Source organism: Ruminococcus sp. AM26-12LB (genome assembly GCF_003480785.1).
GTDB lineage: Bacteria > Bacillota > Clostridia > Lachnospirales > Lachnospiraceae > Blautia_A > Blautia_A fusiformis.
Window position 1 is genome coordinate 116,939 of sequence record NZ_QUJX01000013.1, and the last position, 24,408, is coordinate 141,346.

Below are 24,408 nucleotides of genomic sequence, written 5' to 3' on the forward strand. Positions count from 1 at the left end.
CAGGGAGCTTGCTGAAAGATATGATGCAGTATGCGTGGAAGATCTGAACCTGAAGGGAATGTCCGGAGGCCTGCATCTTGGGAAAGGCGTGCAGGATAACGGGTACGGGCAGTTTCTGTCCATGCTTGGATACAAGCTGGAAGAGCGCGGAAAACATCTTATAAAAGTAGACCGTTATTTTGCATCCAGCAAGATCTGCAGTGTATGCGGACATAAGAAAAAGGAACTAGCATTGTCGGATAGAATGTATGTCTGTGAATGTGGAAACAGGATGGACCGGGATGTGAATGCAGCAGTCAACATCCGGGAAGAAGGAAAAAGGATCTATAAAGAATGTGCCTGACGGCACAAGAAAAAAATCCGTAACCGGATAAACATAAAAAACAAAACCGCGGGACACGCGGGGATAGCCTGTTTTAGCTTTGCCCTAAAGGGTAATCGAGCAGGAAGCCCCCACTTCAAAATCGTAAGATTTAAGTGGTGGGAGCATGTCACCTCCTTTCTTTTTGGCACAAAAAAAGTGCGCACCCTGTCATATAAGCTGGACTTACGCTGACACGCTACACACTTTTTCATGACGATATTCATTTTTGTAAAATGAAAACGAGTAGCCGGTAAACTGGATTTACGCTTACTTGCCACTCGTTCCCTGTAATTATATTGCCTCTTTTTCAAAAAGTCAAACAAAATTTTATTCCATGCATCTGCCCTGTAAACCCTAGTTACTGTTCACTCCGTTCTCAGCAACACGCTTCGCGATGCACAGAATTTATGCTCCACTGTTTCCGTCAGCCCTTCCGACTTCATAAAGAAGAGTTCGTTTCCTACTCAGGTTTCTCGATTCTGAGCATGCGATATCCAATTCCTATGTGCGTCTGGATATATTGTACACCGTTTTTTTCAGGCTCCAGTTTTTTCCGCAGTGTTGCCATAAAAACCCTGAGAGAAGCAACATCGTTTTCCGAGCAGCGTCCCCAGATCTGCTGAGTAATATATGTATGTGTCAATACTTTTCCAACATTACGGGATAAAAGGCAGAGCAACTTATACTCAATGGGCGTCAGATGCAGTTCTCTATCCTTCAGGAATGTACAGCCAGCCGTGTAATCTATCTTTAATCCACCATTTTCAAAAACAGAGGTTTCCGGCTGTTTTCCTGCCTGCGTTATGGCAAGCCGCCTTTGACTGACACGGATACGCGCAAGTAATTCTTCTACTGAAAATGGTTTTGTGATATAATCATCTGCACCCGCATCCAGTGCCTCTATTTTGTCCATATCTTCACTTCTGGCACTGATCACGATGATAGGCATATTCGACCAGGTACGGATTTTCTTTATTACCTCTACTCCTTCCATATCAGGAAGGCCCAGATCCAGAAGAACGATATCCGGATTGTGTGATGAAGCCTCCAAAATGGCTGAAGCTCCATTTTCTGCAGCCAGATATTTATAGTCATGTGTTTTTAATGTGGTAACGATCAGGTTCCGTATGGGTCTGTCATCCTCAACCACCAGAATTAATGTCTTATTCATTTAATGTCACCTCGCTTAATGGTAAAGTAAAAGTAAAATTACATCCATGCGGAGCATGATCTGAAAGAACCAGTGTTCCATCGTGAGCTTCTATGATAGAGCGGCAAAGTGCCAGGCCAAGCCCCAGACTCCGTTGGCTGTCTGCAACGGTCGTTTTCCCTGTATAAAACATCTCAAAAATATGTGGCTTCATTTCATCCGGAATTCCGGGGCCGTTATCTTCCACGCTTACCTGTGCTTTCCCGGCTTTTTTGAACCCCCGAATGCTGATGACAGAGCCTGACGGCGTATATTTTATCGCATTATCGATCAAATTTACCAGAACCTGTATAATAAGATGCACGTCCATACGTGTAAGAACAAGTTCTTCACAGTCCGCCACGATCTTATACGCATCATGCTTCCGGCTGATATGTCGGAGTGACTCTGCTATCACCTCATCCAAAAGCTGATCCGTAAATTTAAACTTCAATCTTCCATCATTGAGCCTGGTAATGGAAAGCAGATTTTCCACAACTCCGATCAGCCACTCTGAATCCTCATGAATGTCCGTGTAGATCTGATACCTTGTAGCTTCATCCAGACGGTCACTGTTACTGAGAAGCATATCTGCATTTCCGGAAATAGAACAAAGCGGAGTACGCAGGTCATGGGAGATCGCCCGAAGAAGATCGCCACGCAGCTGCTCATTTTTTGCTAAAACCGCATTTTTTTCTTTTTCTATGGCATTTTGTACATTCTCCATTGCAAGTGCACATTCATTTATTACAGACAGCAGGATGCTGTATTCATAAGAGTCCAGTGTTTCTTTCTGCAGAGGGATCCCGATTACGCCATAAACATTATTCCCGCTTCGAATTGCCAGATATAAGCATTTTGCCTGTGAGAAATACTGTGTGGATGCGCCGGCACGCTGTCTGTTTTCATAAGTCCATCTGGCCGCCTGTTGTTCTTCCTGTGTCAGAAAATCCTCTGTGCTCTCTTTTTCCCCGGAAAAAAGCTTTCCTTCTGATAAAGTTCCATTTTCCACAACATATGCCGTGATACTGCGGTTTAACAGGCGTATCAGCTGTGTACAGGTAACTCCGAGGATTTCTGTCTCACTTTTTGCCTTTTGCAGCAGACGATCCGTATCAAACAGAACCTGTGTGCGAAAGGCAATCTGTGAAGACAGCTTTGCATGCATTTTCAGCTTTGCCGCAAGGGTTCCTGTAAGTACGGACGAAATAAGCATTATGAAAAATGTCACCGGATATCCCACCGCATATATCTCAAAAGACATCCTTGGCTCCGTCAGGAAAAAGCAAAATAAGAATACACTTAAAAAGGATCCGGCTACACTGCAAAGATAACCATCTGTCACGATCGAAGTTATCAATACGCCCAGAATGTATATCGTTACAATATTTGTATCCGTAAGATCCAGTTTCTGAAACAGCAGGCCGATCAAAGTGCATACTGCAAATATAAAAACCGTCAGCAAGTAATCTTTTGCGGACGGTTTTTCCACATACCATGCAAATGGCCGTTTCGGATAGGTTCTGTTTTTTACTGTATCCTCCATTTTCAAGCTCATTCTGTCATTCTCCTTCTGCTACTGTTTTCTGGAATTATATCACGCAGCTGTTCTGTGGTCAAAATTTTTTCTTCATGGCAATGAGCTATATGCGGAAGCACTTCTGAAGAGCTCTGTACTCTCCTAATACCAGTAATTTATCATTCTCTGCAAAATACGTTTCCGGAGAAATTGCAATACTGAATTCCTCTTCATTTTTTACTGCCAGGATATTAATATTGTAGCGTTTTCTGATGTCAAGTCCACCCACTGTTTTTCCAACCCATTCTTCCGGCACTTCCACTTCAAAAATTGCATGGGAAGCGTCCACCTCCATATAATCCAGGATATGATCATCTGTATAACGGATGGAGGCCCATTTTGCCACCTGCTTTTCCGGATAAACTACCTTATCGGCACCATTGCGTAAAAGAAATTTTTCCTGAACATCACGTTCAGCTCTGGATATCACCAATTTTGCGCCCAGTTCTTTCAGAAGGGATGTTGTTTCAAGAGAATTTTGAAAGCTGTCTCCAATGGTCACAAAACAAATGTCGTAGTTTCCAATTCCAAGGGACTGTAAAAATTCAGCATTGGTACTGTCACCAATCTGAGCATTCGTCACAAATGACAGTACTTTGTCCACTCTTTCTTCCTTCCAGTCAACTGCCATAACTTCATGTCCCAGCTGATTGAGCTGCATGGCAATATGTATTCCAAACCTTCCAAGTCCAATAATCAATACATTTTTCATAATATTATTTTTCTCCTTCTTATCCAACCGTGATTTTTTCCAGAGGAAGCTTTGCATTTCCCTTATTTCTTCCGGAAAATACCGCATAGATCAGGGTCAGGCCACCTACACGTCCCAGATACATCAGTATGATCAACACGACTTGTGAAAAAACATGAAGTTCCGGTGTGATTCCCAGAGTCAGACCTACCGTACCAACAGCTGAAGCAGCTTCGTACAGACAATCTAAAAGCGGAAGGCCTTCGTACACACTGATCGCTATTCCGCCGCCAAAGAACAAGGCAAAATATAACATGGCTATTGTCGCTGCATTTTTTATCACATGATATTCAAGTCTTCGCCCAAAAGCTCCTGCATTTTCCTGACTTCGAAATGTCGCAATTGCATTTAAAATAAGTACTGAAAACGTTGTTGTTTTCATTCCACCTGCTGTAGATCCCGGTGAACCACCAATTAGCATTAACAATATCATAACTGCTTTTGATGCCTCACTCATCTCTGAAATGTTTATAGTATTAAATCCGGCAGTTCTTGTCGTTACCGATTGAAACGCTGCTGCCAGCAGGCGTTTTCCCATGGGTAATTTTGTCAGATCACAGATATAGAAAAAAACTGCCGGAAATAAGATCAGACATGCGGTAGTCATGAGAATGATCTTGCTTTGCATGCGGTAGCGTTTAAAGTTCAGTTTGTTTGTATAAATATCATCCCAGGTGAGAAAACCGATTCCACCTATAATGATCAGCAACATGATCACTACATTTATAAGTATATTTCCGGAATACTCTGTCAGTGATGGAAAAGAACCGGAGGCTGTTCCCAAAATGTCAAATCCGGCATTGCAGAAGGCAGAGATCGAATGAAAGACTGACATCCAGATTCCCTTTTTTCCATAATCTCCCATAAAAACCGGCAGCAGCAACACCGTCCCTGCAGCTTCGATCAAAAATGTTCCCCTCAAAATAAACCTTGTTAGTCTGACGATTCCTCCGACTTTTGGAGCTGAAATTGCATCCTGCATGGTGCTTCTTTGCATGAGGGATATTTTCTTTCCGGAAAGAAGGGAAACAGACGCAGCCACAGTCACTACTCCAAGCCCACCTGTTTGTATGAGTGCAAGAATGATCGTCTGACCTGCCAGGGACCAGTAGCTTCCAGTGTCCTTTACCACAAGACCTGTAACACATACCGCCGAAGTGGCTGTAAAAAGTGCCTCATGAAATGGTGTGATCACTTTCTCCGCAGAAGAAAATGGAAGCATCAGCAGAACGGTTCCCAAAAGGATCACTCCTGCAAACCCCATGATAATCAGCTGAAAAGATGTCATATGTTTTTTCTTATATGATTTTTCCGGCATAAATGATCAGAACTCCTTATCAATACTTTTAACAGTGCTATCCTCGTAATGCATTTTATTATATATAACTACTTTCAAAGATAGTATAAAATTCTCTGCTTCCGTATTAAGATTTTATAAAGATATGATATTGAATTGAGAATTATTTTAACCGAATCAAGGAAATTACCTGCTTTGATGATCCTAAGCATTACCTTAATACTACAGTTTTTTAATTGTAAACTCATTTTATATTTGTAGTTGACATTCGATATTTCTCTGTGATAAAGTGATACCCGTACAAAAAAACTCAAAAGGAAGGTATTGACATGAACACTGCATCATGCGAAAAAGAAGCTCCATCGCTTTCCAGAGATGAAGCCATTGCAATTTTAGATACTCCGGACGAAGAACTTGAGGCACTGATCGACCGTGCCAGCAGTTTACGTTACAAATATAAGGGAAACCGGGTAAGCATCCACATCCTTACCAATGCCCGCAGTGGTAACTGTTCCCAGGATTGTGCCTACTGTGCCCAGTCATGTCGTTCCACTGCCGATATTGATAAATACAAATGGGTAGATGAAGACAAATTATATCAGGACAATGATTTCGTAAATGATTATCATTTATCCAGACATTGTATCGGACTGAGTGGTATGAAATTTACAGATAAAGAGATCGAGGAGCTGGCCCGCAAGATCCGCAAAATGAAAGAACACGGAACCCATCTCTGCTGCTCCATAGGCTTTCTCACAGAGCACCAGGCAAAAATGCTCAAAGAGGCTGGTCTTGACCGGATCAACCATAACCTGAACAGCAGCCGTTCTTTTTATCATAATATCTGCAGTACACATACCTTTGACCAGCGTGTCCGGAATATCCATATGCTTCAGGGACTTGGTTTCGAGATCTGCAGCGGCGGTATCATTGGCATGGGTGAAAGCAAGGCAGACGTTGTTGACATGCTTCTGGAATTACGTGAGATCCAGCCGGAAGCACTGCCGATCAACTTTCTTCTTCCGATCAAGGGAACTCCTCTCGGAAATGCAGATATTTCCCAGCTGACAACAGAATACTGCATGAAAGTCCTCTGCCTGGCAAGACTTCTTGTACCTAAAGCAGATATCCGATGTGCTGCCGGAAGAGAAGTTTATTTTAAAGGCGAAGAAAAAAAACTGCTCAGTGTTGTAGACTCTATTTTTGCTTCCGGTTATCTTACAGAAGGTGGCCAGGGAATCGAAGACACTCTGAAAACCATTACAGATGCAGGATTCACCTATGAGATCGAATCTGCGTAAGCATCCTTATGGCATATGATCTTTCATACACACTTACAGCATTTCATTGCTTACCCGAACCAGTAAATACATTACCTTTTTCAAAGGAGGCTCTTTCAATATGAATCAGACAAATACTGTCTCTGCACCACGTACAAAAACCTACGAGATCACCATGACCGCTCTTATGGCAGCTGTCACCTGTATTCTTGCGCCGCTGTCCATTCCAATCGGTCCGGTTCCGATCTCATTTACCAATCTTGCCATCTATCTGTCCCTTTATCTTCTCGGATGGAAAAAAGGAACCATCAGCTATCTGATCTATCTGCTGCTTGGCCTTGTAGGTCTTCCGGTATTTTCCGGATTTACCGGCGGTCCTGCAAAGCTGGCCGGTCCTACAGGCGGATACATCATCGGCTTTATCGTTATGGCTGTTATTGCCGGACTGGTAATTGACAACTGCCATAAACCTCTGATCCAGCTCGTTGGTATGATCGCAGGAACAATTGTATGCTATCTTTTCGGAACTGTATGGTTCTGCATCGTTGCAGATTCCACTTTCAAAGCAGCTCTTGGAATCTGTGTAATTCCGTTTATCCCGGCAGATCTCATAAAAATGATCATCGCCATGATCATCGGACCAATGATAAAGAAACGAATCCGATAAGCTGAAGCTCTGATACGCCAAAAGAGGCAGCAGGAAATTTCCAACATTTCCTGCTGCCTCTTTATCGCGTTTCATTTTTCTTATCTGAGTTTTTTCTTCAGTTCCTGGATCAGTTCAAAATAATCTCTGTGCTTCATCTCCGGGAAAGCCTTAATGATTCTTCCCTGACCGAATACCGTATGGTTTGTGATAGAGCTTGACAGCTCATCAAACTGTGCCTGAAGCTCCGCTTTCTTCATCCGAAGCATTTCGGCAGATCTTTCTTTCTGAGCCACAGTCGCATCTCTGAGCTCTGCCTTAGCAAGAGCAACCTGAACCTTTCCTTCTCCCACCTTCTGTGCTGTATCAATGGTAGTTGTTGCCAGAGTATCACTGAGCTTATCACTCACGATCCGCAGATCCGCACGTACCTTATCCAGTCGGGTAAGCTTCTTATTCAGTCCGCGGATCACCGCCACTGTTACAATAAGATCAGCCAGATACACCGCATACAGAATTGCCATAACAACCCATTCCAGTGTGGAAGGTGTATGAGAAGCCTGACGCTCCACATACTTCTGAAAAACCTTTACGACCATCACAATGGCAAGTCCCCATATCAGGGAAAACTCAAGACAGATATAGCCGTGAAAATTCAGCGGCTTATTTGAATAATCCCACCATCTTGCATGGAAGCATACATCCAGAAGCCATCCGGCAACCAGCTCCACCGCAGTTGCAAGAACGATTCCAAACAGAAAGATCATTCCCTCACTCATCTGATGTCCGCCGCTCTGAAGCGTATTAAGCAATGCAAACACGGAAAGTACACCAAATCCGTACACCGGGCATACCGGACCGTTGAGAAATCCCCGGTTTATAACCTTTCCTAAGGTTACTGCATGGAAGATAACTTCAACGACCCATCCTCCAAAAGAATAAAACAAAAAATACAGACATATCTGAAAATACGTCATCCCGCAAATCATCCTGTACTCCTCCTTTACAGCTGTCAAGATTCCGGCAGCTATTTCAGGGGTCAGTACCATCACCTCTGCCGGGGTGATTCTGATTATATCATATCACCCCTCTCATTTACATCCCTTTATCCGGTCATTCTTCCGAAACAATTTCTTTTTTCACACGGGTAAAGTACAGAAAGAATCCGATGTTCAGAATGATTCCCACTGTGGTAGATACCGGTGCTGCAAGACCGATCTTTGTCAGGCTGGCATCCGGCTGGATACTCATAAAGTACGCCATTGGAAGTCGTACCAGAAGCGTCTGGATCAGGCCCTGGACCATAACCCATATGGTCTGGTTGTTTCCGTTGAAATAGCCTATCATACTGAACAGAACAGCCGTTACCAGTGTCTCCGGAGCAAACCCCTTCAGATAATCAAAGCCCTTTTGGATAACGCCGGCATCTGTTGAAAAGAATCCTGCCAGCACATCACCCTTCAGCAGGATCAGGATAAATACCAGGCATCCCACAGACAGACCAACTCCAATTCCCGTAAGCATAGATTTTCTCGCACGTTTCGGCTTTCCGGCTCCTACGTTCTGTGAAACAAAGGAAGCCATGGACTGCATCAGAGAGCTTGGAACCAGCATGGCAAAGTTTACGATCTTACATGCAACTCCGTAACCGGAGGATGCTTCCAGACCCAGGCGATTGACAAATGCACACAAAGCAAGGAATGAAATCTGTGTCAGGAATTCCTGAAGTGCCAGCGGCAGTCCGATCTTTAGAAAACGTCTGCACTGGGGATTCAGCCGGAAATCTTTCTTTGTGATGGTAAACGGAAGCTCCTTCTTTATCAGAAGAACTACTGCAAATACAACACTTAAGGCCTGAGCAGAAACCGTAGCAATAGCTGCTCCTGCTGCATCCATATGTAACCCGGCTACCAGTACCAGATCTCCGATCACATTTACAATACATGCCACCAGCACAAACAGCAACGGAGATTTGCTGTCACCAAGGCCACGGAAAATAGCAGACAGTAGGTTATACGCGACAATAAAGAAAATTCCGCTGCCACAGATCCGTACATAAGATGCAGTCAGCACTACCGCTTCGTCTGGTGCCTGCATCAGCACGGAGATCGGATGTGCAAAGCCTACCATAACAATAAACAGCACGACAGATATCATGGTAAAAACGATCGCAGCCCCACCGATAACAGAGCCGATCTGCTCCGGTCTTTTTTCTCCAAGATAACGTGCGATCAGAACTGTGATACCCATAGCAAACTGGATCACTACAAAGGTAACAAGATTCAGTACCTGACTTCCGGTGGAAACCGCTGACAGTCCGGATGTGGAACCGAATCTTCCAACTACAAGAAGATCGACCGCACCATAGGCAGCCTGCAGGATCAGCGCACCGAGTACCGGCATCATAAATGCAACCAGCTTCTTCAGAATATTTCCCTGGGTAAAATCTGCCTTATCACTTGTCATAATCTTCTCTCCTGTCACACATGATCTGATAAAATTTCCCGATGGTCCGGATCATACTGTCTGCTTCTTCTTCGGAAATCTCTGAAAGATAGGGCGCCAGACTGCTGAAATAATCCTGATCATACTTCCTGGAAAGCCTCTCTCCTTTTTCTGTTATGGAAATGTAAGTAACGCGCCCGTCATCCGGAGACGTAAGCTTCTGAAGATATCCCTTTGCCTCCATTTCTTTCACTGTTCTGGTAACACCCGGACGCGGAAGGTTCATGGCATCACTGATATCAGAGAGCCGGATATCCTTTTTTTCCCACTGCAGAGAATGGATCACATCCAGATACTGTATGTAGGATGGCATCACCCCCTGGGGCAGTGGCGGAAGCATATCCCGGATCCGCTTTGCCTGATAAAATGCATCAAACATCCGCTTGATCTTTTCATTTGTCATAAAAAAACTCCTCATATAATTATCTTAGTTAATTACCATTGATAATTATACGAGGAATTTATGGTTTGTCAAGCATGTTTTATTTTTCTGTTACAAAGTAGCTTTCTATTACAGAGTAGCTTTCTATTAATCTATGCTTCTAATGCCTCTTTCAGAGAAGCTTCAAAGATCTCAAGTCCTTTCTCCATCTGCTCATCGGTCATGGTAAGCGGTGCAAGGTTCAGATATCTGGCCTGTGCCATCACACGCTCTCGGCTTAAATGTTCTGCATCCAGAATAGAGGAAGACAGCTGCTCTGCGGCGTTTCTGTCCTTTTCCTCCAGCACGAGTTTCCGGCTGTCGTTGGTGACACTGGGATTTGTCAGAACTACGAATTCTCCTCCATGGATATAGTTATTCAATCCTGTATTCACTTTTGATGCACTGCAGGCAGTCTGCAAAATAGCCCCATCGTACAGACTACTCCAGACCGTTTTCCCCTACTTTCAGCTTCAGAACTTCTGTAAGCTCCGGGATCTGCATCATATTTCTACAATTCATAAAACACTACTCCTCCCACTGATACTGCTTCATATCTACACATCCATTTGCCTTAAACTCCACACCCTCGTCTTCCAGAAGCATCTTCTGCTCTCTCCAGCCTGGTGCAGTACGCCCTGCATGGTTCACAACTCTGTGGCAGGGATACTTCCCGTAAAATTCTGCCATACCTAAGACTTTTCCTACAAGACGTGAATTTTTATCCCGCCCGATCAGCCGTGCGATCTGCCCGTAGGAGGCCACTTTTCCCTCAGGTATCTCTTCCACCACGGACAGTATCTCGTAGATTAAATCTTCATCCAGTATTTTTCCCATAATTATTCCTCCGAAATCCTGCTGGCAATTTTCATAGCATATTTTCATAAATAAAATATCTGTCTTTTCGTGGACGCCTGCACCAGACCGTCCTCTCAGCCTGAGTTTTACAGTGCAGTTCCTTTCTTTGGAATAAACAAACGGCTCATATCTGTATGTTCCAGCTTGAGAAGTGAAATTTTTTTGTCAATTCCTCCGGCATAGCCCGTCAAGCTTCCATTTGTTCCTACAACTCGATGGCAGGGAATGATAATGGAAATTTCATTATGTCCAACCGCACCGCCTACTGCCTGGGCGGACATATGGGAAGTGTTTTTCATCACTGCAATTCTGCGCGCAATTTCTCCATATGTGATCGTCTGTCCGTAGGGAATCTCCAGTAAAATCTGCCACACTGCCTTTCTGAATGTTGAACCGTTCGGATGAAGTGGTGGAGTAAAGTTCGGTTCTTCACCGGAGAAATATACATCCAGCCATCTTTTTGCTTCTGTGAGAATTTCCGTCTCCTGTTGGATATGGTCATTGGGAAGTGTATTTGCAAAATATTTCTGTCCTTCAAACCACAGACCGGTAAGTCCGATTTCATCTGCGGCAAGTAAAATATCTCCGATTAGCGATTTATATTTGCATGTGTATACCATATTTTCCCCCACATTCATTTATCTCTATAATTTTTTCTATAGCATTCCTCTTAATTAACGCAAATGTCACATGCACGTCCCCTCTGCGCTTTCCTCGACATTGTGAGTTTTATCCCAACAAGCAGCAGGAGATTGCTGACATTCTTGACAATTTATAATATTATACCATTTTTGTTATAAACGGAACAAAAACCCAGTGTTTTTCCTGCTTTTAAAAGTTTTTCAATACTCTCTCCACAACAATATAAAAAGCGGCAGAGCCTCTATTTTTGCAGGCTCTACCGCTTTCTATCTGAATTCCCCTCAAAAAATCTTTATATTAGAACAGTCCTGTGATCTTACCGCTCTCGTCTACGTCGATCTTGGTTGCTGCCGGTACTTTCGGAAGTCCTGGCATGGTCATGATCTCACCTGTCAGTGCAACAATAAATCCTGCACCTGCGGAAATCTTAAGATTTCTTACTGTTACCTCGAAATCTGTCGGAGCACCAAGCTTTGTCTGGTCGTCTGTTAAGCTGTACTGGGTCTTAGCCACACAGATCGGGCAGTTGCCAAATCCAAGTGCCTCCAGCTGTTTCGCCTGCTTCTGGGCATTTGCTGTAAGAACCACTTTCTTTCCACCGTAAACCTTCTGTACGATCTGGTTCAGCTTGTCCTCGATGGAGCCTTCCAGTTCATAAGCATATGTGAAATCATTCGGCTCTTCAACAAGACGAATCACTTCCTCAGCAAGCTTGATTCCGCCTTCGCCACCTTTTGCCCATACCTCGGAAAGTGCTACGTTTACGCCAAGCTCCTTGCATTTTGCTTCCACAAAATCAAGCTCTGCCTTGGTATCGGTCGGGAATGCGTTAATAGCTACCACACATGGGAGCTTGTATACATTTTTGATATTGCTTACATGCTTCAGAAGGTTCGGGATACCTTTTTCAAGAGCCTCAAGGTTCTCATTGTTAAGATCTGCTTTTGCAACGCCACCATTATATTTCAGAGCACGTACGGTTGCTACGATAACAACGGCACTTGGTGTAAGACCTGCCATACGGCACTTGATATCCAGGAATTTCTCAGCTCCAAGATCAGCACCGAAGCCAGCCTCTGTGATGGCATAATCAGCAAGCTTCATAGCCATCTTTGTAGCGGTTACGGAGTTACATCCGTGAGCGATATTTGCGAATGGTCCGCCATGAACGATTGCCGGAACATGCTCCAGTGTCTGAACAAGGTTTGGTTTCAGGGCATCCTTCAAAAGTGCTGTCATAGCACCCTCTGCGTGGAGGTCTCCTGCTGTTACCGGTTTCTGCTCAGCAACCTTGCCGTAAGTATATCCGATGATGATTCTGGAAAGTCTCTCTTTCAGATCCTTGATGTCACTTGCCAGACAGAGAACTGCCATGATCTCAGATGCTACGGTAATGTCATATCCGTCCTCACGCGGCATACCGTTTGTTCTTCCGCCAAGTCCATCTACTACATTACGAAGCTGACGGTCGTTCATATCCACGCAACGTCTCCAGGTGATCTTTCTCGGGTCGATGTTCAGTTCATTACCCTGGAAAATATGGTTGTCGATCATTGCTGCAAGAAGGTTGTTTGCCGCACCGATTGCATGGAAATCACCGGTAAAATGAAGGTTGATATCCTCCATCGGAACTACCTGTGCATAGCCGCCGCCTGCCGCACCACCTTTGACACCGAATACCGGTCCCAGGGATGGCTCACGAAGAGCTACCATAACGTTCTTTCCGAGTTTCTGCATTCCATCTGCAAGGCCTACGGTTGTCGTAGTTTTTCCCTCACCTGCCGGTGTCGGGTTGATGGCTGTTACCAGGATCAGCTTTCCGTCTTTTTTGTCTGTTTCTTTCAGAAGATTATAGTCGATCTTTGCTTTATATTTACCATACTGCTCCAGGTACTTGTCATCAATACCTGCTTTCTCTGCAATCTTGGTAATTGGCTCCATTGTGCACTCCTGTGCAATTTCGATGTCACTTTTGAATCCCATAATGTTCTCCTTTCTCCGCAGCAACCGTCCGGATCTTTTTATCCCATAAAAAAGAGCAGTATCTGAATTTCTTCAAATACTGCCCAGACGGTCGACTCATCGAATCTCCGGCTCCCTCGTGGTTATCCCACAATTCCGTCAGTCACCGAAGACTTTATTAATTTGATAATTGAATACTAACATATTTATTAGTACTTGTCAAGAAATTATCAAATTATTTTTTTCACTTTTAAAGTGAGCTAAGTCTAATTTTCTGAATCATTTCCGTTCTATGTATTAGTTTTCTCTCCAACATTCGTACATATCTTTTTTCATCAAATCCTCTGTTGTTTAATCGTATCTTGTACTGGTCATCCGTTAATGCGACTGTCCAGACGCCATAAACATATTACCACACTTATGAAATCAAATCTGCAAATCCTGTAGATACCAGGAATAATATCAGCATTACAACCGGCACTACATAACGGATCATAAAGCGATATAACCCTGCCCGTTTAAAGTGTTCCCCATTTCGTTCCACTTCTCCTATGATCCAATCAGGGCCGATCACCCATCCGATCAGAATACTTGTCAAAAGTGAGATAAACGGCATCAGAAAACTGTTGCTGATATAATCCATCACATCCAGAAGCTGTCCAACAGAACCATTTGGCAGCTTAAGTTCAAAATACAGTTTGTTATAACCAAGGCAGATCAGTACTGCTGTAACAAGAGAATAGATTCCGACAGCACCACACATTTTCTTACGTGGTTTATGATAAAGTTCCATGCAGTTTGCAACCAGTGTCTCCATGACAGATACGCAGGAAGTCAGTGCCGCAAATCCCATCATCAGGAAAAATGCAATTGCCACCGGACGGCCAAATACTCCCATGGCATCAAAAACCTTTGGCAGTGAGATAAATATCAGGCTTGGGCCGGAAGCCATTCCATCCTTTCCGAGAAATACAAAAACAGCCGGTATGATCATCATTCCTGCAAGAAACGCAACGCCGGTATCAAAGATCTCAATCTGATTTGTTGCTTTATTTAAATTAACTTCATTTTTCACATAAGAACCATAAGTGATCATGATTCCCATAGATACACTTAAGGAAAAGAATAACTGGCTCATCGCATCCAGAAGGATCTCCAGGAAGCGTTTTACCGTCAGTCCATGAAAATCCGGTTTGAGGTAAACCGCCAGCCCCTGCATACCGGTGCGGACAGTTCCATCCGTATCAGTATGGGACAGTGTCAGTGAAAAAATGGCAATGATCACGATCAGAAGAATCAGCCCCGGCATAATGATCCTGGAAAACTTTTCGATTCCCTTTTCCACACCACGAAATACGATCCAGGCAGTCAGGGCCAGAAAAATCAGCATAAATACAACGGGTGCAATATCTGATGTAATAAATGATGTAAAGTATCCTTCTGAAGCCGCATCTTTCCCATCAGAAATAATATAAGTAAAAAAATATTTTGCGATCCATCCACCGATAACAGAATAATAGGTCATGATCAATGCCGGAACCAGAAACGTTAAATGTCCTAAAAATTTCCACTTTGGATTAAGTGCTTCAAAAGCTCTCAATGCATTTTTCTTTGTCTTTCTCCCAAGTGCTACATCCGTTGTCAACAGTACAAATCCAAAAGTCAGTACCAGTACCAGATAAACCAGCAGGAAAAGTCCTCCGCCATCTTTGGCACAGAGATATGGAAATCTCCAGATATTTCCAACTCCTACTGCACTTCCGGCTGCCGCCAGGACAAAGCCTATTGAGCCGGAAAAGCTACTTCCTTTTTCTTTCATTTCAATTTCCCCTCTTCAAATATATATTTGATATAGGCTGAAACCTTCAGCCTAACAGCCATATCTTACCTTAAATAAAGATAAGTGCAAATGGCAGAAGTTTCTTTTTACGAAATTTTATTTCAAAAAAGTTTCTTACTACTTTACAAAATACCGGTTTTTCCAATATAATCGTATACAATAAAAATTAATAAGAAAAATAGATAGTATGAGGAAACAAAATGAGTAATTTTACCTGTTATGTAGGTGAACAAATAAGAAAATACCGAAAAGCCGGAAAGATGACTCTGCAGGATCTGGCAGATGCCATCCATAAAAGTCGAGCTACCGTATGCAAATATGAAAATGGAGATATCTCCGTTGATATCGAAACTTTATATGAGATCAGCCAGATTCTCCAGGTATCTATGTCCCAGCTTACCACTGGTCTTCCTGAAACAGCCAGTAAACCGTCCAATGCACCGGGAAAAGGACAAAAAAGCCCATTTTTTCAGGCACAGCGGCTATATTTTTACTTTTACGATGGACGCTATCAGCGTACGAAGGATGGCGTCATCGATATTTATGAAAAAAAAGGCGAATCCGGAAAATACGAAGCAACCTTAACGATCTGTTCTGTTTCTGCCAACGGAAGAAGCAGTGAGATTTTTTACACCGGAAAAGTTCTTTACAGTGATATGCTGATCCGTTTTTCCTTTGTAAATCAGTATAACCCACTGGAAGAAGATCTCCTGTACATTTTTAATCCTCTGGAGCTTCGAGATTTTACAACAGGACTTTTGTGTGGGATTTCCAGTGCGGATCTGATGCCCTGCGCATTCAAATGTGTGATCACTTTAAAACCACAGGAGCTTAGCGAAGCGTTCCGTCACCAGCTGCTTTTTACAAAAAAAGATCTGAAGCGCTGGGAACAGCTGAATATGTTACTGATAGATAATATGGAAAAGTAGTTTTCTGCAAAAAACGGTACACCTTATATTTTATAAGCTGTACCGTTTTCGTATTTTTCTGTATCAGGGTTTGCCTGCAAACCCACACCGGATCGCCTGTGTCGGACATATCTTTTTACATCTTCCACATCGGATGCACTCTGCACTGTTGGGATTTTCCGTCGGATCGACCTCCATCTGGCAGATATTTCTGCATTTTCCGCAGTGAACACATTTTTCTTTATCTACTCTGTAACGAAAAACGGAAACTTTATTAAATACCGAATAAAAAGCTCCCAGCGGACAGATATACTTACAGAATGGCCGGTATATCATAATTGATAAGATAATAGTGATCACCAGGATTGTATTTTTCCACATGTACAGCCAGCCTACTGCACTTCGCATGGATTTGTTCAGCAGCACCAGAGGGATACCTCCTTCCAGTGTTCCTGCCGGGCAGATCAGCTTGCAGAAATATGGTGCTCCCTGGCCCATGATATCTACTACAAACATGGGAAGTATGATCACAAATACAAGAAAGATCACATATTTCAGTTTTCGCAGAAGCTTATCTCCCCGAAATGTCCGGATCTTCTTTGGAAAAGGAATCTTGTTCAACAGATCCTGGATCAGTCCAAAGGGGCAGAGAAATCCGCACACCAGTCTTCCAAGCAACGCTCCTACAAAGATCAGAAATCCAGCTACATAATATGCCATCTTGAAGTTCCAGCTTCCGATCACAGCCTGAAGGGAACCAATGGGACAGGCCCCTCTTGCCCCGGGGCAGGAATAACAGTTCAGCCCCGGAACACAGACATTTTTCAGTTTTCCGGTATAGATCTTTCCAGTCACAAAGCCTGATATGTGACTGTTTGTAAGGGCCGCCCACAATGCCTGGATCCCATGCCGCGGCCATTCATTTATTTTCATCTTCTTATTATCCAATGCCAATACACTCCATACAGATGTTGATCGCTTTTGTAAAAACTACAGACACCTCGCCCCTGCAGATTCCCAGTATCATCAGTAAAATTCCAAAAAACGCCAGAGCTGGTCCGATCCACCTGGATTCTGTTATTTTCCGAATCATTTTTCCACTCTCCGTAATGATCATGTTTTACTTAGAAACGTTTTTAAGCTCTTTTTCCACAATTTCCTTCCATTCGTCCAGTGTATGGCTTCCTGTATAGGTATCGCCTACAATGTTTCCATCTTTGTCAACAAAAAATGTTTCAGGAAATGCGGAAATCCCCTGCAGACGACCGTTCATCATAGTGGTATCCGGTGTCAGGAACGGATATTCTGCTTTTGTTTTTTCCTGAAGAATGCCTGCTTTCTTTACAGCCTCCTCGTCCTGATTTCCCTTTTCATCTGTAGTATCAAGCACTACGCCTGCTACTCCGACGCCTTTATCTTTCATTTCTTTATAGAGCTCCTGAAGTTCCGGAATCTCTTTTACACATGGTGAGCACCAGGTTGTAAAAACATTTACCAGCGTCAGGTCATAGTCACTGAACACTTTTTCTGTATATGTTTTTCCATCTATTCCTGTTGTTTCAAATTTTCCTACAGATTTTACATCCTCCGGGTTGACGCTGGTATCCTGTGGCTGGTCAAACACGGAAATATTCTGATACGGTGCCATTTCTGTAATGTCGGTTTTGATCTTTTCCAGCTCCTTTGTCAGCTTTTCATCTGCATCTTTGTTGGTGCTCAGATAATATTTGTATTTCCCGTCACTGCTGCTTCCAAGCTCTTTATGCTCTGTACAGCCAGTGATCTCATCCAGCTTTTTCTGTGAAGCTTCGTCATAAACGCCAATTGTACCAATTCTGTCCAGACCTGCCACCCAGTCGTCATATCCTGTTCCCATCTTCTGTATCTCGGCGTTTTTCTGTTCCTCTGTCATTTTGCTCCAGCTTACATAGGCATATGTCACTGCATTGGTCTGATTCTCAAAATCTTCCGTAGTAAGCATTGCAATGCTCTGATCCTTGATCTGCTTTAACAGCTCCTTCGAAAGTGAAAGCTTCAGTCCCAGAAACGGATATTCATAAGAATCCTGTGCCTTGCTGGTTACGTCGGAAGGCTTAAATGTACCTGCTACCAGATCTGATGAAACTGCATCTCCATCCACCGCCATTGCCTCTCCGATATCTGCTGTTTCCGTGCTTTCTGCCGCTGTTACCGGCACACTTCCAAATGCAGATATTCCTAATACCGCTGCTGCCATAAGTGCTGTTATTTTCTGTGTTCTTAATTTCATTGTTTATATTCTCCCTTCTGATATCACCGGCCCATATCCGGAACCGACGTATATTTTATATGTAAATCTTGCTCTCTGTAGCCTTACTATATCATCCCCTGTATAAAATCTCTGTTAAGAAATAAAAAAATTTACAGGAATTTTATGCTATACATGATATGATAGATAACAAAGCAAAATCAACTGTTTTTTAGGAGAATTTACTATGCATATATTGATAATCGAAGATGAAAAGCAGCTTTGCCAGTCTATTGCGGAGGGACTTCGTATGGATGGCTATGAAGCGGACACATGTTTTGACGGGGATGAGGGACTGGAATTATGTCTGGTGGAAAATTATGATCTCATCCTTCTTGATCTGAACCTTCCAGGCGTTGATGGGCTGGAAATCCTGCGCCAGTTTCGGGAATCCAATACTTCCACTCCCGTTTTGATCCTATCTGCTAGAGGACAGATCCAGGACAAGGTTGAAGGGCTTGATCTCGGTGCCAATGACTATCTCACAAAGCCTTTTCATTTTGAAGAGCTGGAGGCACGGATCCGAAGTCTGACACGAAGGAAATTTATCCAGCAGGATGTATGTCTGCAATGCGGACGTATCAGCTTTGATACCCGTACAAGAAAGGCCAGTATCGATGGTCTTCCTCTTTCTCTGACCAGAAAGGAAAGTTCTCTTCTGGAATATTTCCTTCTTCATCAGAACCGTATCATAAGCCCGGAAGAAATGATCGAGCATATCTGGGACGGAAGCGTCAACAGTTTCAGCAATTCCATTCGTGTCCACATTTCTTCTCTTCGAAAAAAGCTGCGCACTGCTCTCGGCTTTGATCCAATACAGAATAAGATCGGCCAGGGTTACATTTTAACGGAGGATATACAATGAAAAAAATAACCGGAAAGCTATCTCTTCAATGGCGTCTGACACTGATCACCGCGCTGCTTATGACAGTCACCTGCATTCTGATGTATTTTTTTATCAGCCAGTCTGCAGTTGCCGGAATGGAGGATCTGGGCGATTACATGATACGGATCGATAACACAGATTCAGCTCCCATCACCTTTAATATGAATCCCTCCGTCTTATTTCCGGAGCTTTCCGATCAGCTGCAGCTGACCAAAAAACTTTTTCTCACCAAAGGACTCATGGTAACAGGGATCATCATCCTTCTCAGCAGTATCTGCACTTATTTTATCAGCCGTCAGGCATTACTTCCGCTTCGCAGACTCAGCCAGGAGGTAAACCAAATAGAGGTCCAGAACCTTTCAGAAGCTCTTGAAGTTCCTGCTACCAATGACGAAATTTCCCGCCTGACAATTTCATTTAACAAAATGCTCGCACGCCTGGATGAGGCCTTTACTGCTCAGAAGCAGTTTTCTGCCAATGCAGCTCATGAGCTGAGGACTCCTCTTGCCGTTATCCAGACAAATCTGGAGGTTTTTGCCCGCAGGGAAGCACCTGCTTTAAAAGATTATCAGGAGATTTTTGCCATGCTCCAGGAACAGACCGGGCGACTTTCCCATCTGGCTGAAATCCTCCTGGATATGACCGGTGTACAGACTGTTGAACGTTCCGAAAGGATCTCTCTGGCAGCACTGACGGATGAGGTTTTCTGCGACCTGACTTCTGTAGCTGAACAGAAAGAAGTTGAACTGATTCAGCAGGAGGGAGACTGCATTATTACCGGAAGCTACCTGCTGCTGTATCGTGCTGTGTACAATCTTGTGGAAAATGCGATCAAATACAATCACTCCGGTGGAAAAGTAACCGTAAATATCCATCCTTCTGAAGAAATAACAGATACATCCACGTCTGTCAATTACGTCTTTCTTGAAGTCTCCGACACCGGAATCGGCATTCCTCCTGAATATCAGGAAAAAATCTTCACCCCGTTTTTCCGTGTAGATAAATCAAGAAGCCGCGCTATGGGAGGTGCCGGCCTGGGGCTTGCACTTGTCAGTGAAATTGTCAGACAGCATAACGGACAGGTAAAAGTACTGGAAAGCAGCAAAAAAGGCAGCATAATTGCAATTATGTTGCCAGTCTGAACATGTTTGTATTACACTTGTCTCATATTTCGATACTCTGTAGGCGAAATCCCATAACAGCTTTTGAATACCTTCGAAAACTGAAACGGATTTGTATATCCCACATCTGAGGAGATATCTGATATGGAATATTCTGTGGTTGCCAGCAGGAGCTTTGCCTGATTCATCCTTACTTTACGAAGATATTCCCGTGGTGACTGGTCGTATTCCCGGCGGAACAGTGTGCTGAGATAGTTTGGATGTACATGGAGGATTCCTGCCACATCCTGGATTCGGATATCCCGGCTGTACATGCGGTCCATATAGTTTTTGGCATCCCTGGCCAGATTTTTTTCTTCTTTTGTCAGCTTTTTTATATCACCCTGTGTTTCAAGGAGTCTGGCAAAAAGATGCAGCATTCTGCTGTTTGCCTCCAGGGATGCGGAAAAATTCCGTATGGAGAAAAACTGCTCTCCCGGAAAATCTTCTTCCTGATAAATGGCCACATCCTGAAGTCTTTTATCCATCACCGACAAAATCGACAGGATCTCTTTTTCCAGTTCTTTAGCCGAAAGCGCCAGGTCCAGGATCTCGTTTTTTCCAAATAAAAGATCGATAAATTTATTTCCGTTGTCTGCATAAAATCCGATCCAGGCATATTTCCAGGGGTTCTGCAGGGAAGCTATGTATTTTCCTTCTATTCCCGCAGGTATAAAAAATGCCTGTCCGGCATGTACATTCAGCATTCTGCCTGAGATTTTTAGCGCCCCTTCCCCCTGCAGTACAAAATGCAGCAGATGATAAGGCCGTGCCTGAAACTGCCACATATGTCCTTTTTCACATTCCTGGATACCGCAGTGGTTCATCTGCATAACCGACAATTCCCGCTTTGCCCGATCCAGAAAAATATCTTTACTTCCAAGCATGTATTCACCTCCCCTGTAAACAATCTTTAATTCCCAGCACTTTCATATCTTCCCAGTCCACGTTTCAGGCACACTGCTGATAACCACAGCATCCCTATGCAAACAGGAAACAGTAACAGACATCCTGGCAGCATGTCCTTTTTTCCTAACAGAAAGCCCGCCGGATAATAGCTGATATATGCGTAAGGTATGATATATCCAAAGATTCCTTTCAGTAATCCCGGGTATATGATAAGTGGATATTTCGCCATCTCTCCTACAGAAAGGACCAGATAATTTAACGAATTTTTCGGTCCCTGCATCCAGAAGGACATACAGCTTGCCAGCCAGATCATGCAAAAACGGATCATAGATGCTGTAAGCAGAGATGCCACAAAATACAGGATTTTTATGATCGTCCAGTTTATTTTACAGTTTTTTATTCCAACTGACAATATTCCCAGTGCTATGATCATTTTATTTAATCCGTCAAAATCAATCCGGGAAGCTGCCATCTGCATTCCTGTCGGAAGCGGTCTTACGAGAAACCGGTCGATTTCTGATTTATTTACCATCTGTGCAATTTTCCAGGAACCCTGAAAGAAGAAGTTCACCCATCCTTCTGAAAATAACAGATACCCGTATAACAATAAAATTTCCCATACAGACCAGCCGCCAACTGTGGGAATATTTGTATAGATAATTCCAACAACTGCCAGATTTGATACCTGGGACAGCAATGTAAAAAATGTCATCATCAGAAAATCTGCTCGATAATACATTAGGGATTTTATATTCATTTCCTGCATCTTCCGGTATATTTTGAAATATTTCCTGTATCTGCCCATCTTTAACCTCCATATAATGCGATAACGGAAGATGCTTTTTTCCATAAGATGCTTCCAAATGCAAATAATATTACATTCCACACGCTCTGGAACAAAAGTGCTTCCCAGCATTTCTGCCAGCAAAATATTCCATCAAATATGCTGCATGGAATATATACGATCCCGGAAAAAGGCATAACCGTAACAATTTTCTGCAAAAATCCAGGAAACAATGCCAGTGGAACCAGAGCTCCTGAACAGAAATTTGTCAGAACTTCTCTCCCTTTTACAACACCATACGCATTATCTGTATAAAAACAGAACATGGAAAATATATACTGGATGTTAAATTTGATTCCCATTCCCAAAAGTATGGAAAAAAGCAGCAGAAGAACTCGCCACATCTCTATATTCTGCATTCCGTTACACATTACCAGAAAAGTACCGCACCATAAAAATGTGATCAGAAATTCCATTCCTGCTGTTCCAACAGCTTTAAAGAAAGTCAAACTTCGGTAACTCAGCGGTTTTAACAGATCTGTGATTATATTTCCACTGATAATACTGTTGGCCGTCTGCATTTCAAATCCAAAAGAAAACGTACTGTTGCACAAAAAAGAAACGATCACATATTTTTTCATAATCTCCCAGGTATATCCATTAATCTCCGTATGATATAAAAAAATACTTTTCCATACATAGTAAAAAACTACAACCTGAACAAAATTTGCCAGCAATCCTGTCAGGAAGTTTTCTTTATAAGCAATTCCTTCCAGAAATCCGCCTTTTATCAGTGCCAGATATTTTCTCATATTTACAATCTCCTCTGAAAACAAAATCAGGTGGTTAATTTTCTGTATTTCCATTGAACAGCTCAATAATAATTTCTTCCAATGTTTCTGCTTCCGGATAATTATCAAAAATTTTTGTTATTTCATCATCAAATAAAATTTCTCCCTTTTCCAGAATGATAAGTCTCCGACACAGCCATTCCATATCTTTCAGATCGTGGCTCGTCAACAAAATCGTGGTCTTTTTTTCTTTATTTATGTATTGTAAAAACTGATATACTTTCTGTTTGACTGCCACATCCAGCCCTATTGTTGGTTCATCCAAAAATAAAACCGGCGGATCATGTAAAAGAGCTGCTGCTATATCTGCCCTTACTCGCTGTCCGAGAGACAGCTTTCTTGCCGGCTGGTCCATAAATTCTTCCAGTTCCAGAATTTTCTTAAACAGATTCAGATTTTCTTCATAAACATTGTCCGGGATTTCATAAATACTATGCAGCAGTTCAAAAGAATCTTTTACCGAAATATCCCACCACAACTGTGTCTTCTGACCAAACACAACGCCTATCTTCCCGCCATTTCTGATCAGTTCCCTGAATGGATCATTTCCCATAACGGAAATCTTTCCGTCTGTCGGTTTCATGATCCCTGTAAGCATTTTGATGGTCGTTGATTTTCCAGCCCCGTTTGCCCCAAGGAACGCTACACATTCACCCTGCTGTATGGAAAAAGAAATCCCTTTTACAGCTTCCTTCTCTTTATATTGAGGATGGAATAAGTATTTCACCATCCCGGTAAAACCTTCCTGTCGCTGTGAGATTTTATATATTTTGTACAGATTTTTAACCGCTATGCTCTCCATATGCATTCTTCTTTCTACTGTATTTTGCTCTGTTGCGGTATGCTTGGTTACTGTCTATACAATAGCATCGTATATTTTATCCGTACATGTTCGTTGTATAAATCTTTATGTTTATAATATAATTTTCACTGCAAAAAAGCTCCCCGGAAAACAGCTTTTTACTTATTTCGGGAAGCCAATATCTTTTTTATTTGCACAAAACAGGAGCAAAAAGTCTGCCTGAACTTTTCACTCCTGTTCATTTCTTCAAATACTCTAATGACAGATTTTATTTTTACAGAGGCGTCACAGCCTTACCTGATACTATCTTTACAGTGCCTCTTTATACAGCGCCAGGATATCCTCCCGAACGGTCTTCCGGGGATTTACCGCAATGTTTCCACTTTTCATGGCATCCTCTGTCATCTGCGCAAAATACTCATCTGTAACCCCTGCGTCCGTTGACACTCCCCACAGCTAAAGCAGGGGGATTCTTGCTTCTCCCACT

The 24,408-nt window shown here is 42.9% G+C and carries 26 protein-coding genes and 1 riboswitch; of the genes, 6 read left to right on the plus strand and 20 right to left on the minus strand.

Annotated features, from left to right (window positions below):
* Window positions 1-343, plus strand: a 343-nt coding sequence (locus DW694_RS17240; RefSeq protein WP_286187043.1) for a transposase, incomplete at its 5' end; no start/stop codon positions are given.
* Window positions 344-824: 481 nt separating this feature from the next.
* Here the strand turns inward: DW694_RS17240 and DW694_RS11255 are convergent.
* The 4 genes from DW694_RS11255 to DW694_RS11270 all read right to left on the minus strand — a co-directional run bounded on the left by DW694_RS11255 (window position 825) and on the right by DW694_RS11270 (window position 5,201).
* Complete coding sequence (locus tag DW694_RS11255) at window positions 825-1,535, minus strand: response regulator transcription factor (protein ID WP_118753011.1); 711 nt, start codon at window positions 1,533-1,535, stop codon at window positions 825-827.
* On the minus strand, window positions 1,528-3,111 hold the full coding sequence (locus DW694_RS11260; protein WP_118753012.1) for a DUF4118 domain-containing protein: 1,584 nt from the start codon (window positions 3,109-3,111) through the stop codon (window positions 1,528-1,530). Before DW694_RS11260 ends, DW694_RS11255 begins: the two co-directional genes overlap by 8 nt.
* An 85-nt stretch (window positions 3,112-3,196) precedes the next feature.
* Window positions 3,197-3,844 (minus strand): TrkA family potassium uptake protein, encoded by a 648-nt coding sequence (locus DW694_RS11265; RefSeq protein ID WP_118063961.1) that lies wholly within the window; start codon window positions 3,842-3,844, stop codon window positions 3,197-3,199.
* A gap of 19 nt (window positions 3,845-3,863) precedes the next feature.
* Window positions 3,864-5,201, minus strand: a complete 1,338-nt coding sequence (locus tag DW694_RS11270) for a potassium transporter TrkG (RefSeq protein ID WP_118753013.1) — start codon at window positions 5,199-5,201, stop codon at window positions 3,864-3,866.
* Window positions 5,202-5,509: 308 nt separating this feature from the next.
* Here DW694_RS11270 and bioB point away from each other — a divergent pair, with 308 nt between their 5' ends.
* Together bioB and DW694_RS11280 are read left to right on the plus strand one after the other, a co-directional pair.
* Window positions 5,510-6,481: a biotin synthase BioB gene (gene bioB / locus DW694_RS11275; protein ID WP_118753014.1), complete on the plus strand. Its 972-nt coding sequence runs from the start codon at window positions 5,510-5,512 to the stop codon at window positions 6,479-6,481.
* 100 nt (window positions 6,482-6,581) lie between these two features.
* Window positions 6,582-7,127 carry a biotin transporter BioY gene (locus DW694_RS11280; protein ID WP_015527251.1) on the plus strand — a complete coding sequence of 182 codons (546 nt, stop codon included), beginning with the start codon at window positions 6,582-6,584 and terminating at the stop codon, window positions 7,125-7,127.
* 80 nt (window positions 7,128-7,207) lie between these two features.
* On the opposite strand, the gene DW694_RS11285 is transcribed toward DW694_RS11280, so the two are convergent.
* The 8 genes from DW694_RS11285 to DW694_RS11320 all read right to left on the minus strand — a co-directional run bounded on the left by DW694_RS11285 (window position 7,208) and on the right by DW694_RS11320 (window position 15,313).
* Window positions 7,208-8,095 (minus strand): putative ABC transporter permease, encoded by an 888-nt coding sequence (locus DW694_RS11285; protein ID WP_118753015.1) that lies wholly within the window; start codon window positions 8,093-8,095, stop codon window positions 7,208-7,210.
* A 124-nt stretch (window positions 8,096-8,219) separates the two neighbouring features.
* On the minus strand, window positions 8,220-9,572 hold the full coding sequence (locus DW694_RS11290) for an MATE family efflux transporter (RefSeq protein ID WP_118753016.1): 1,353 nt from the start codon (window positions 9,570-9,572) through the stop codon (window positions 8,220-8,222).
* Window positions 9,562-10,014 (minus strand): MarR family transcriptional regulator, encoded by a 453-nt coding sequence (locus tag DW694_RS11295; RefSeq protein ID WP_118753017.1) that lies wholly within the window; start codon window positions 10,012-10,014, stop codon window positions 9,562-9,564. The genes DW694_RS11290 and DW694_RS11295 overlap by 11 nt, the downstream gene beginning before the upstream one ends.
* Before the next feature lie 131 nt (window positions 10,015-10,145).
* Complete coding sequence (locus tag DW694_RS11300; RefSeq protein WP_138276462.1) at window positions 10,146-10,415, minus strand: hypothetical protein; 270 nt, start codon at window positions 10,413-10,415, stop codon at window positions 10,146-10,148.
* A 145-nt stretch (window positions 10,416-10,560) separates the two neighbouring features.
* Window positions 10,561-10,869, minus strand: coding sequence for an MGMT family protein (locus tag DW694_RS11305; RefSeq protein ID WP_015527257.1), 309 nt, complete (start codon window positions 10,867-10,869; stop codon window positions 10,561-10,563).
* A 107-nt stretch (window positions 10,870-10,976) separates the two neighbouring features.
* On the minus strand, window positions 10,977-11,510 hold the full coding sequence (locus DW694_RS11310) for a methylated-DNA--[protein]-cysteine S-methyltransferase (protein WP_118368721.1): 534 nt from the start codon (window positions 11,508-11,510) through the stop codon (window positions 10,977-10,979).
* A 319-nt stretch (window positions 11,511-11,829) separates the two neighbouring features.
* A complete protein-coding gene (locus DW694_RS11315; RefSeq protein ID WP_059086045.1) occupies window positions 11,830-13,515 on the minus strand; it encodes a formate--tetrahydrofolate ligase in 1,686 nt (561 codons plus the stop codon).
* Window positions 13,516-13,589: 74 nt separating this feature from the next.
* Window positions 13,590-13,671, minus strand: a riboswitch (ZMP/ZTP riboswitch).
* A gap of 241 nt (window positions 13,672-13,912) precedes the next feature.
* Window positions 13,913-15,313, minus strand: a complete 1,401-nt coding sequence (locus DW694_RS11320) for a sodium-dependent transporter (protein WP_118753018.1) — start codon at window positions 15,311-15,313, stop codon at window positions 13,913-13,915.
* 221 nt (window positions 15,314-15,534) lie between these two features.
* On the opposite strand from DW694_RS11320, the gene DW694_RS11325 reads away from it, so the two are divergent.
* Window positions 15,535-16,263, plus strand: a complete 729-nt coding sequence (locus tag DW694_RS11325) for a helix-turn-helix transcriptional regulator (RefSeq protein WP_118753019.1) — start codon at window positions 15,535-15,537, stop codon at window positions 16,261-16,263.
* Window positions 16,264-16,326: 63 nt separating this feature from the next.
* Here DW694_RS11325 and DW694_RS11330 read toward each other — a convergent pair whose 3' ends face one another.
* The 3 genes from DW694_RS11330 to DW694_RS11340 are packed head-to-tail and all read right to left on the minus strand — an operon-like array spanning window position 16,327 to window position 18,511.
* Window positions 16,327-17,175 (minus strand): 4Fe-4S binding protein, encoded by an 849-nt coding sequence (locus DW694_RS11330; RefSeq protein WP_118753032.1) that lies wholly within the window; start codon window positions 17,173-17,175, stop codon window positions 16,327-16,329.
* Between the two features lie 7 nt (window positions 17,176-17,182).
* Window positions 17,183-17,335, minus strand: a complete 153-nt coding sequence (locus DW694_RS11335; RefSeq protein WP_118753020.1) for a CD1871A family CXXC motif-containing protein — start codon at window positions 17,333-17,335, stop codon at window positions 17,183-17,185.
* A gap of 27 nt (window positions 17,336-17,362) precedes the next feature.
* On the minus strand, window positions 17,363-18,511 hold the full coding sequence (locus tag DW694_RS11340) for a TlpA disulfide reductase family protein (RefSeq protein WP_118753021.1): 1,149 nt from the start codon (window positions 18,509-18,511) through the stop codon (window positions 17,363-17,365).
* A 205-nt stretch (window positions 18,512-18,716) separates the two neighbouring features.
* On the opposite strand from DW694_RS11340, the gene DW694_RS11345 reads away from it, so the two are divergent.
* Together DW694_RS11345 and DW694_RS11350 are read left to right on the plus strand one after the other, a co-directional pair.
* Window positions 18,717-19,394 carry a response regulator transcription factor gene (locus DW694_RS11345; RefSeq protein ID WP_118753022.1) on the plus strand — a complete coding sequence of 226 codons (678 nt, stop codon included), beginning with the start codon at window positions 18,717-18,719 and terminating at the stop codon, window positions 19,392-19,394.
* The gene (locus tag DW694_RS11350) at window positions 19,391-20,557 is read left to right on the plus strand and encodes an ATP-binding protein (RefSeq protein WP_118753023.1); all 1,167 of its coding nucleotides are present in this window, start codon (window positions 19,391-19,393) and stop codon (window positions 20,555-20,557) included. The genes DW694_RS11345 and DW694_RS11350 overlap by 4 nt, the downstream gene beginning before the upstream one ends.
* Before the next feature lie 11 nt (window positions 20,558-20,568).
* Here the strand turns inward: DW694_RS11350 and DW694_RS11355 are convergent, their stop codons facing one another.
* From DW694_RS11355 to DW694_RS16770, 5 genes are all read right to left on the minus strand, one after another.
* Entirely contained in the window at window positions 20,569-21,462 is an 894-nt protein-coding gene (locus tag DW694_RS11355; protein WP_118753024.1) for a helix-turn-helix domain-containing protein, read from the minus strand.
* A 26-nt stretch (window positions 21,463-21,488) separates the two neighbouring features.
* Entirely contained in the window at window positions 21,489-22,199 is a 711-nt protein-coding gene (locus DW694_RS11360) for an ABC-2 family transporter protein (RefSeq protein WP_182465499.1), read from the minus strand.
* A 92-nt stretch (window positions 22,200-22,291) separates the two neighbouring features.
* Complete coding sequence (locus DW694_RS11365) at window positions 22,292-23,080, minus strand: ABC-2 family transporter protein (protein WP_182465500.1); 789 nt, start codon at window positions 23,078-23,080, stop codon at window positions 22,292-22,294.
* Between the two features lie 34 nt (window positions 23,081-23,114).
* Window positions 23,115-23,849, minus strand: a complete 735-nt coding sequence (locus DW694_RS11370; protein WP_278603875.1) for an ATP-binding cassette domain-containing protein — start codon at window positions 23,847-23,849, stop codon at window positions 23,115-23,117.
* A gap of 381 nt (window positions 23,850-24,230) precedes the next feature.
* Window positions 24,231-24,368, minus strand: a complete 138-nt coding sequence (locus DW694_RS16770) for an iron-containing alcohol dehydrogenase (RefSeq protein WP_147343313.1) — start codon at window positions 24,366-24,368, stop codon at window positions 24,231-24,233.
* Between the last annotated feature and the right edge of the window lie 40 nt (window positions 24,369-24,408).

Coding starts and splice junctions, on each gene's coding strand:
- DW694_RS11320 (WP_118753018.1), bottom strand. CDS start 15,313: ATGAAAGAAAAAGGAAGTAGCTTTTCCGGCTCAATAGGCTTTGTCCTG.
- DW694_RS11345 (WP_118753022.1), top strand. CDS start 18,717: ATGCATATATTGATAATCGAAGATGAAAAGCAGCTTTGCCAGTCTATT.
- DW694_RS11370 (WP_278603875.1), bottom strand. CDS start 23,849: ATGGTGAAATACTTATTCCATCCTCAATATAAAGAGAAGGAAGCTGTA.
- DW694_RS11255 (WP_118753011.1), bottom strand. CDS start 1,535: ATGAATAAGACATTAATTCTGGTGGTTGAGGATGACAGACCCATACGG.
- DW694_RS11280 (WP_015527251.1), top strand. CDS start 6,582: ATGAATCAGACAAATACTGTCTCTGCACCACGTACAAAAACCTACGAG.
- DW694_RS11260 (WP_118753012.1), bottom strand. CDS start 3,111: ATGAGCTTGAAAATGGAGGATACAGTAAAAAACAGAACCTATCCGAAA.
- DW694_RS11365 (WP_182465500.1), bottom strand. CDS start 23,080: ATGAGAAAATATCTGGCACTGATAAAAGGCGGATTTCTGGAAGGAATT.
- DW694_RS11290 (WP_118753016.1), bottom strand. CDS start 9,572: ATGACAAGTGATAAGGCAGATTTTACCCAGGGAAATATTCTGAAGAAG.
- DW694_RS11310 (WP_118368721.1), bottom strand. CDS start 11,510: ATGGTATACACATGCAAATATAAATCGCTAATCGGAGATATTTTACTT.
- DW694_RS11350 (WP_118753023.1), top strand. CDS start 19,391: ATGAAAAAAATAACCGGAAAGCTATCTCTTCAATGGCGTCTGACACTG.
- DW694_RS11305 (WP_015527257.1), bottom strand. CDS start 10,869: ATGGGAAAAATACTGGATGAAGATTTAATCTACGAGATACTGTCCGTG.
- DW694_RS11270 (WP_118753013.1), bottom strand. CDS start 5,201: ATGCCGGAAAAATCATATAAGAAAAAACATATGACATCTTTTCAGCTG.
- DW694_RS11285 (WP_118753015.1), bottom strand. CDS start 8,095: ATGATTTGCGGGATGACGTATTTTCAGATATGTCTGTATTTTTTGTTT.
- DW694_RS11355 (WP_118753024.1), bottom strand. CDS start 21,462: ATGCTTGGAAGTAAAGATATTTTTCTGGATCGGGCAAAGCGGGAATTG.
- DW694_RS11295 (WP_118753017.1), bottom strand. CDS start 10,014: ATGACAAATGAAAAGATCAAGCGGATGTTTGATGCATTTTATCAGGCA.
- DW694_RS11325 (WP_118753019.1), top strand. CDS start 15,535: ATGAGTAATTTTACCTGTTATGTAGGTGAACAAATAAGAAAATACCGA.
- DW694_RS11330 (WP_118753032.1), bottom strand. CDS start 17,175: ATGAAAATAAATGAATGGCCGCGGCATGGGATCCAGGCATTGTGGGCG.
- bioB (WP_118753014.1), top strand. CDS start 5,510: ATGAACACTGCATCATGCGAAAAAGAAGCTCCATCGCTTTCCAGAGAT.
- DW694_RS11265 (WP_118063961.1), bottom strand. CDS start 3,844: ATGAAAAATGTATTGATTATTGGACTTGGAAGGTTTGGAATACATATT.
- DW694_RS11360 (WP_182465499.1), bottom strand. CDS start 22,199: ATGATGACATTTTTTACATTGCTGTCCCAGGTATCAAATCTGGCAGTT.
- DW694_RS11335 (WP_118753020.1), bottom strand. CDS start 17,335: ATGATTCGGAAAATAACAGAATCCAGGTGGATCGGACCAGCTCTGGCG.
- DW694_RS11340 (WP_118753021.1), bottom strand. CDS start 18,511: ATGAAATTAAGAACACAGAAAATAACAGCACTTATGGCAGCAGCGGTA.
- DW694_RS11315 (WP_059086045.1), bottom strand. CDS start 13,515: ATGGGATTCAAAAGTGACATCGAAATTGCACAGGAGTGCACAATGGAG.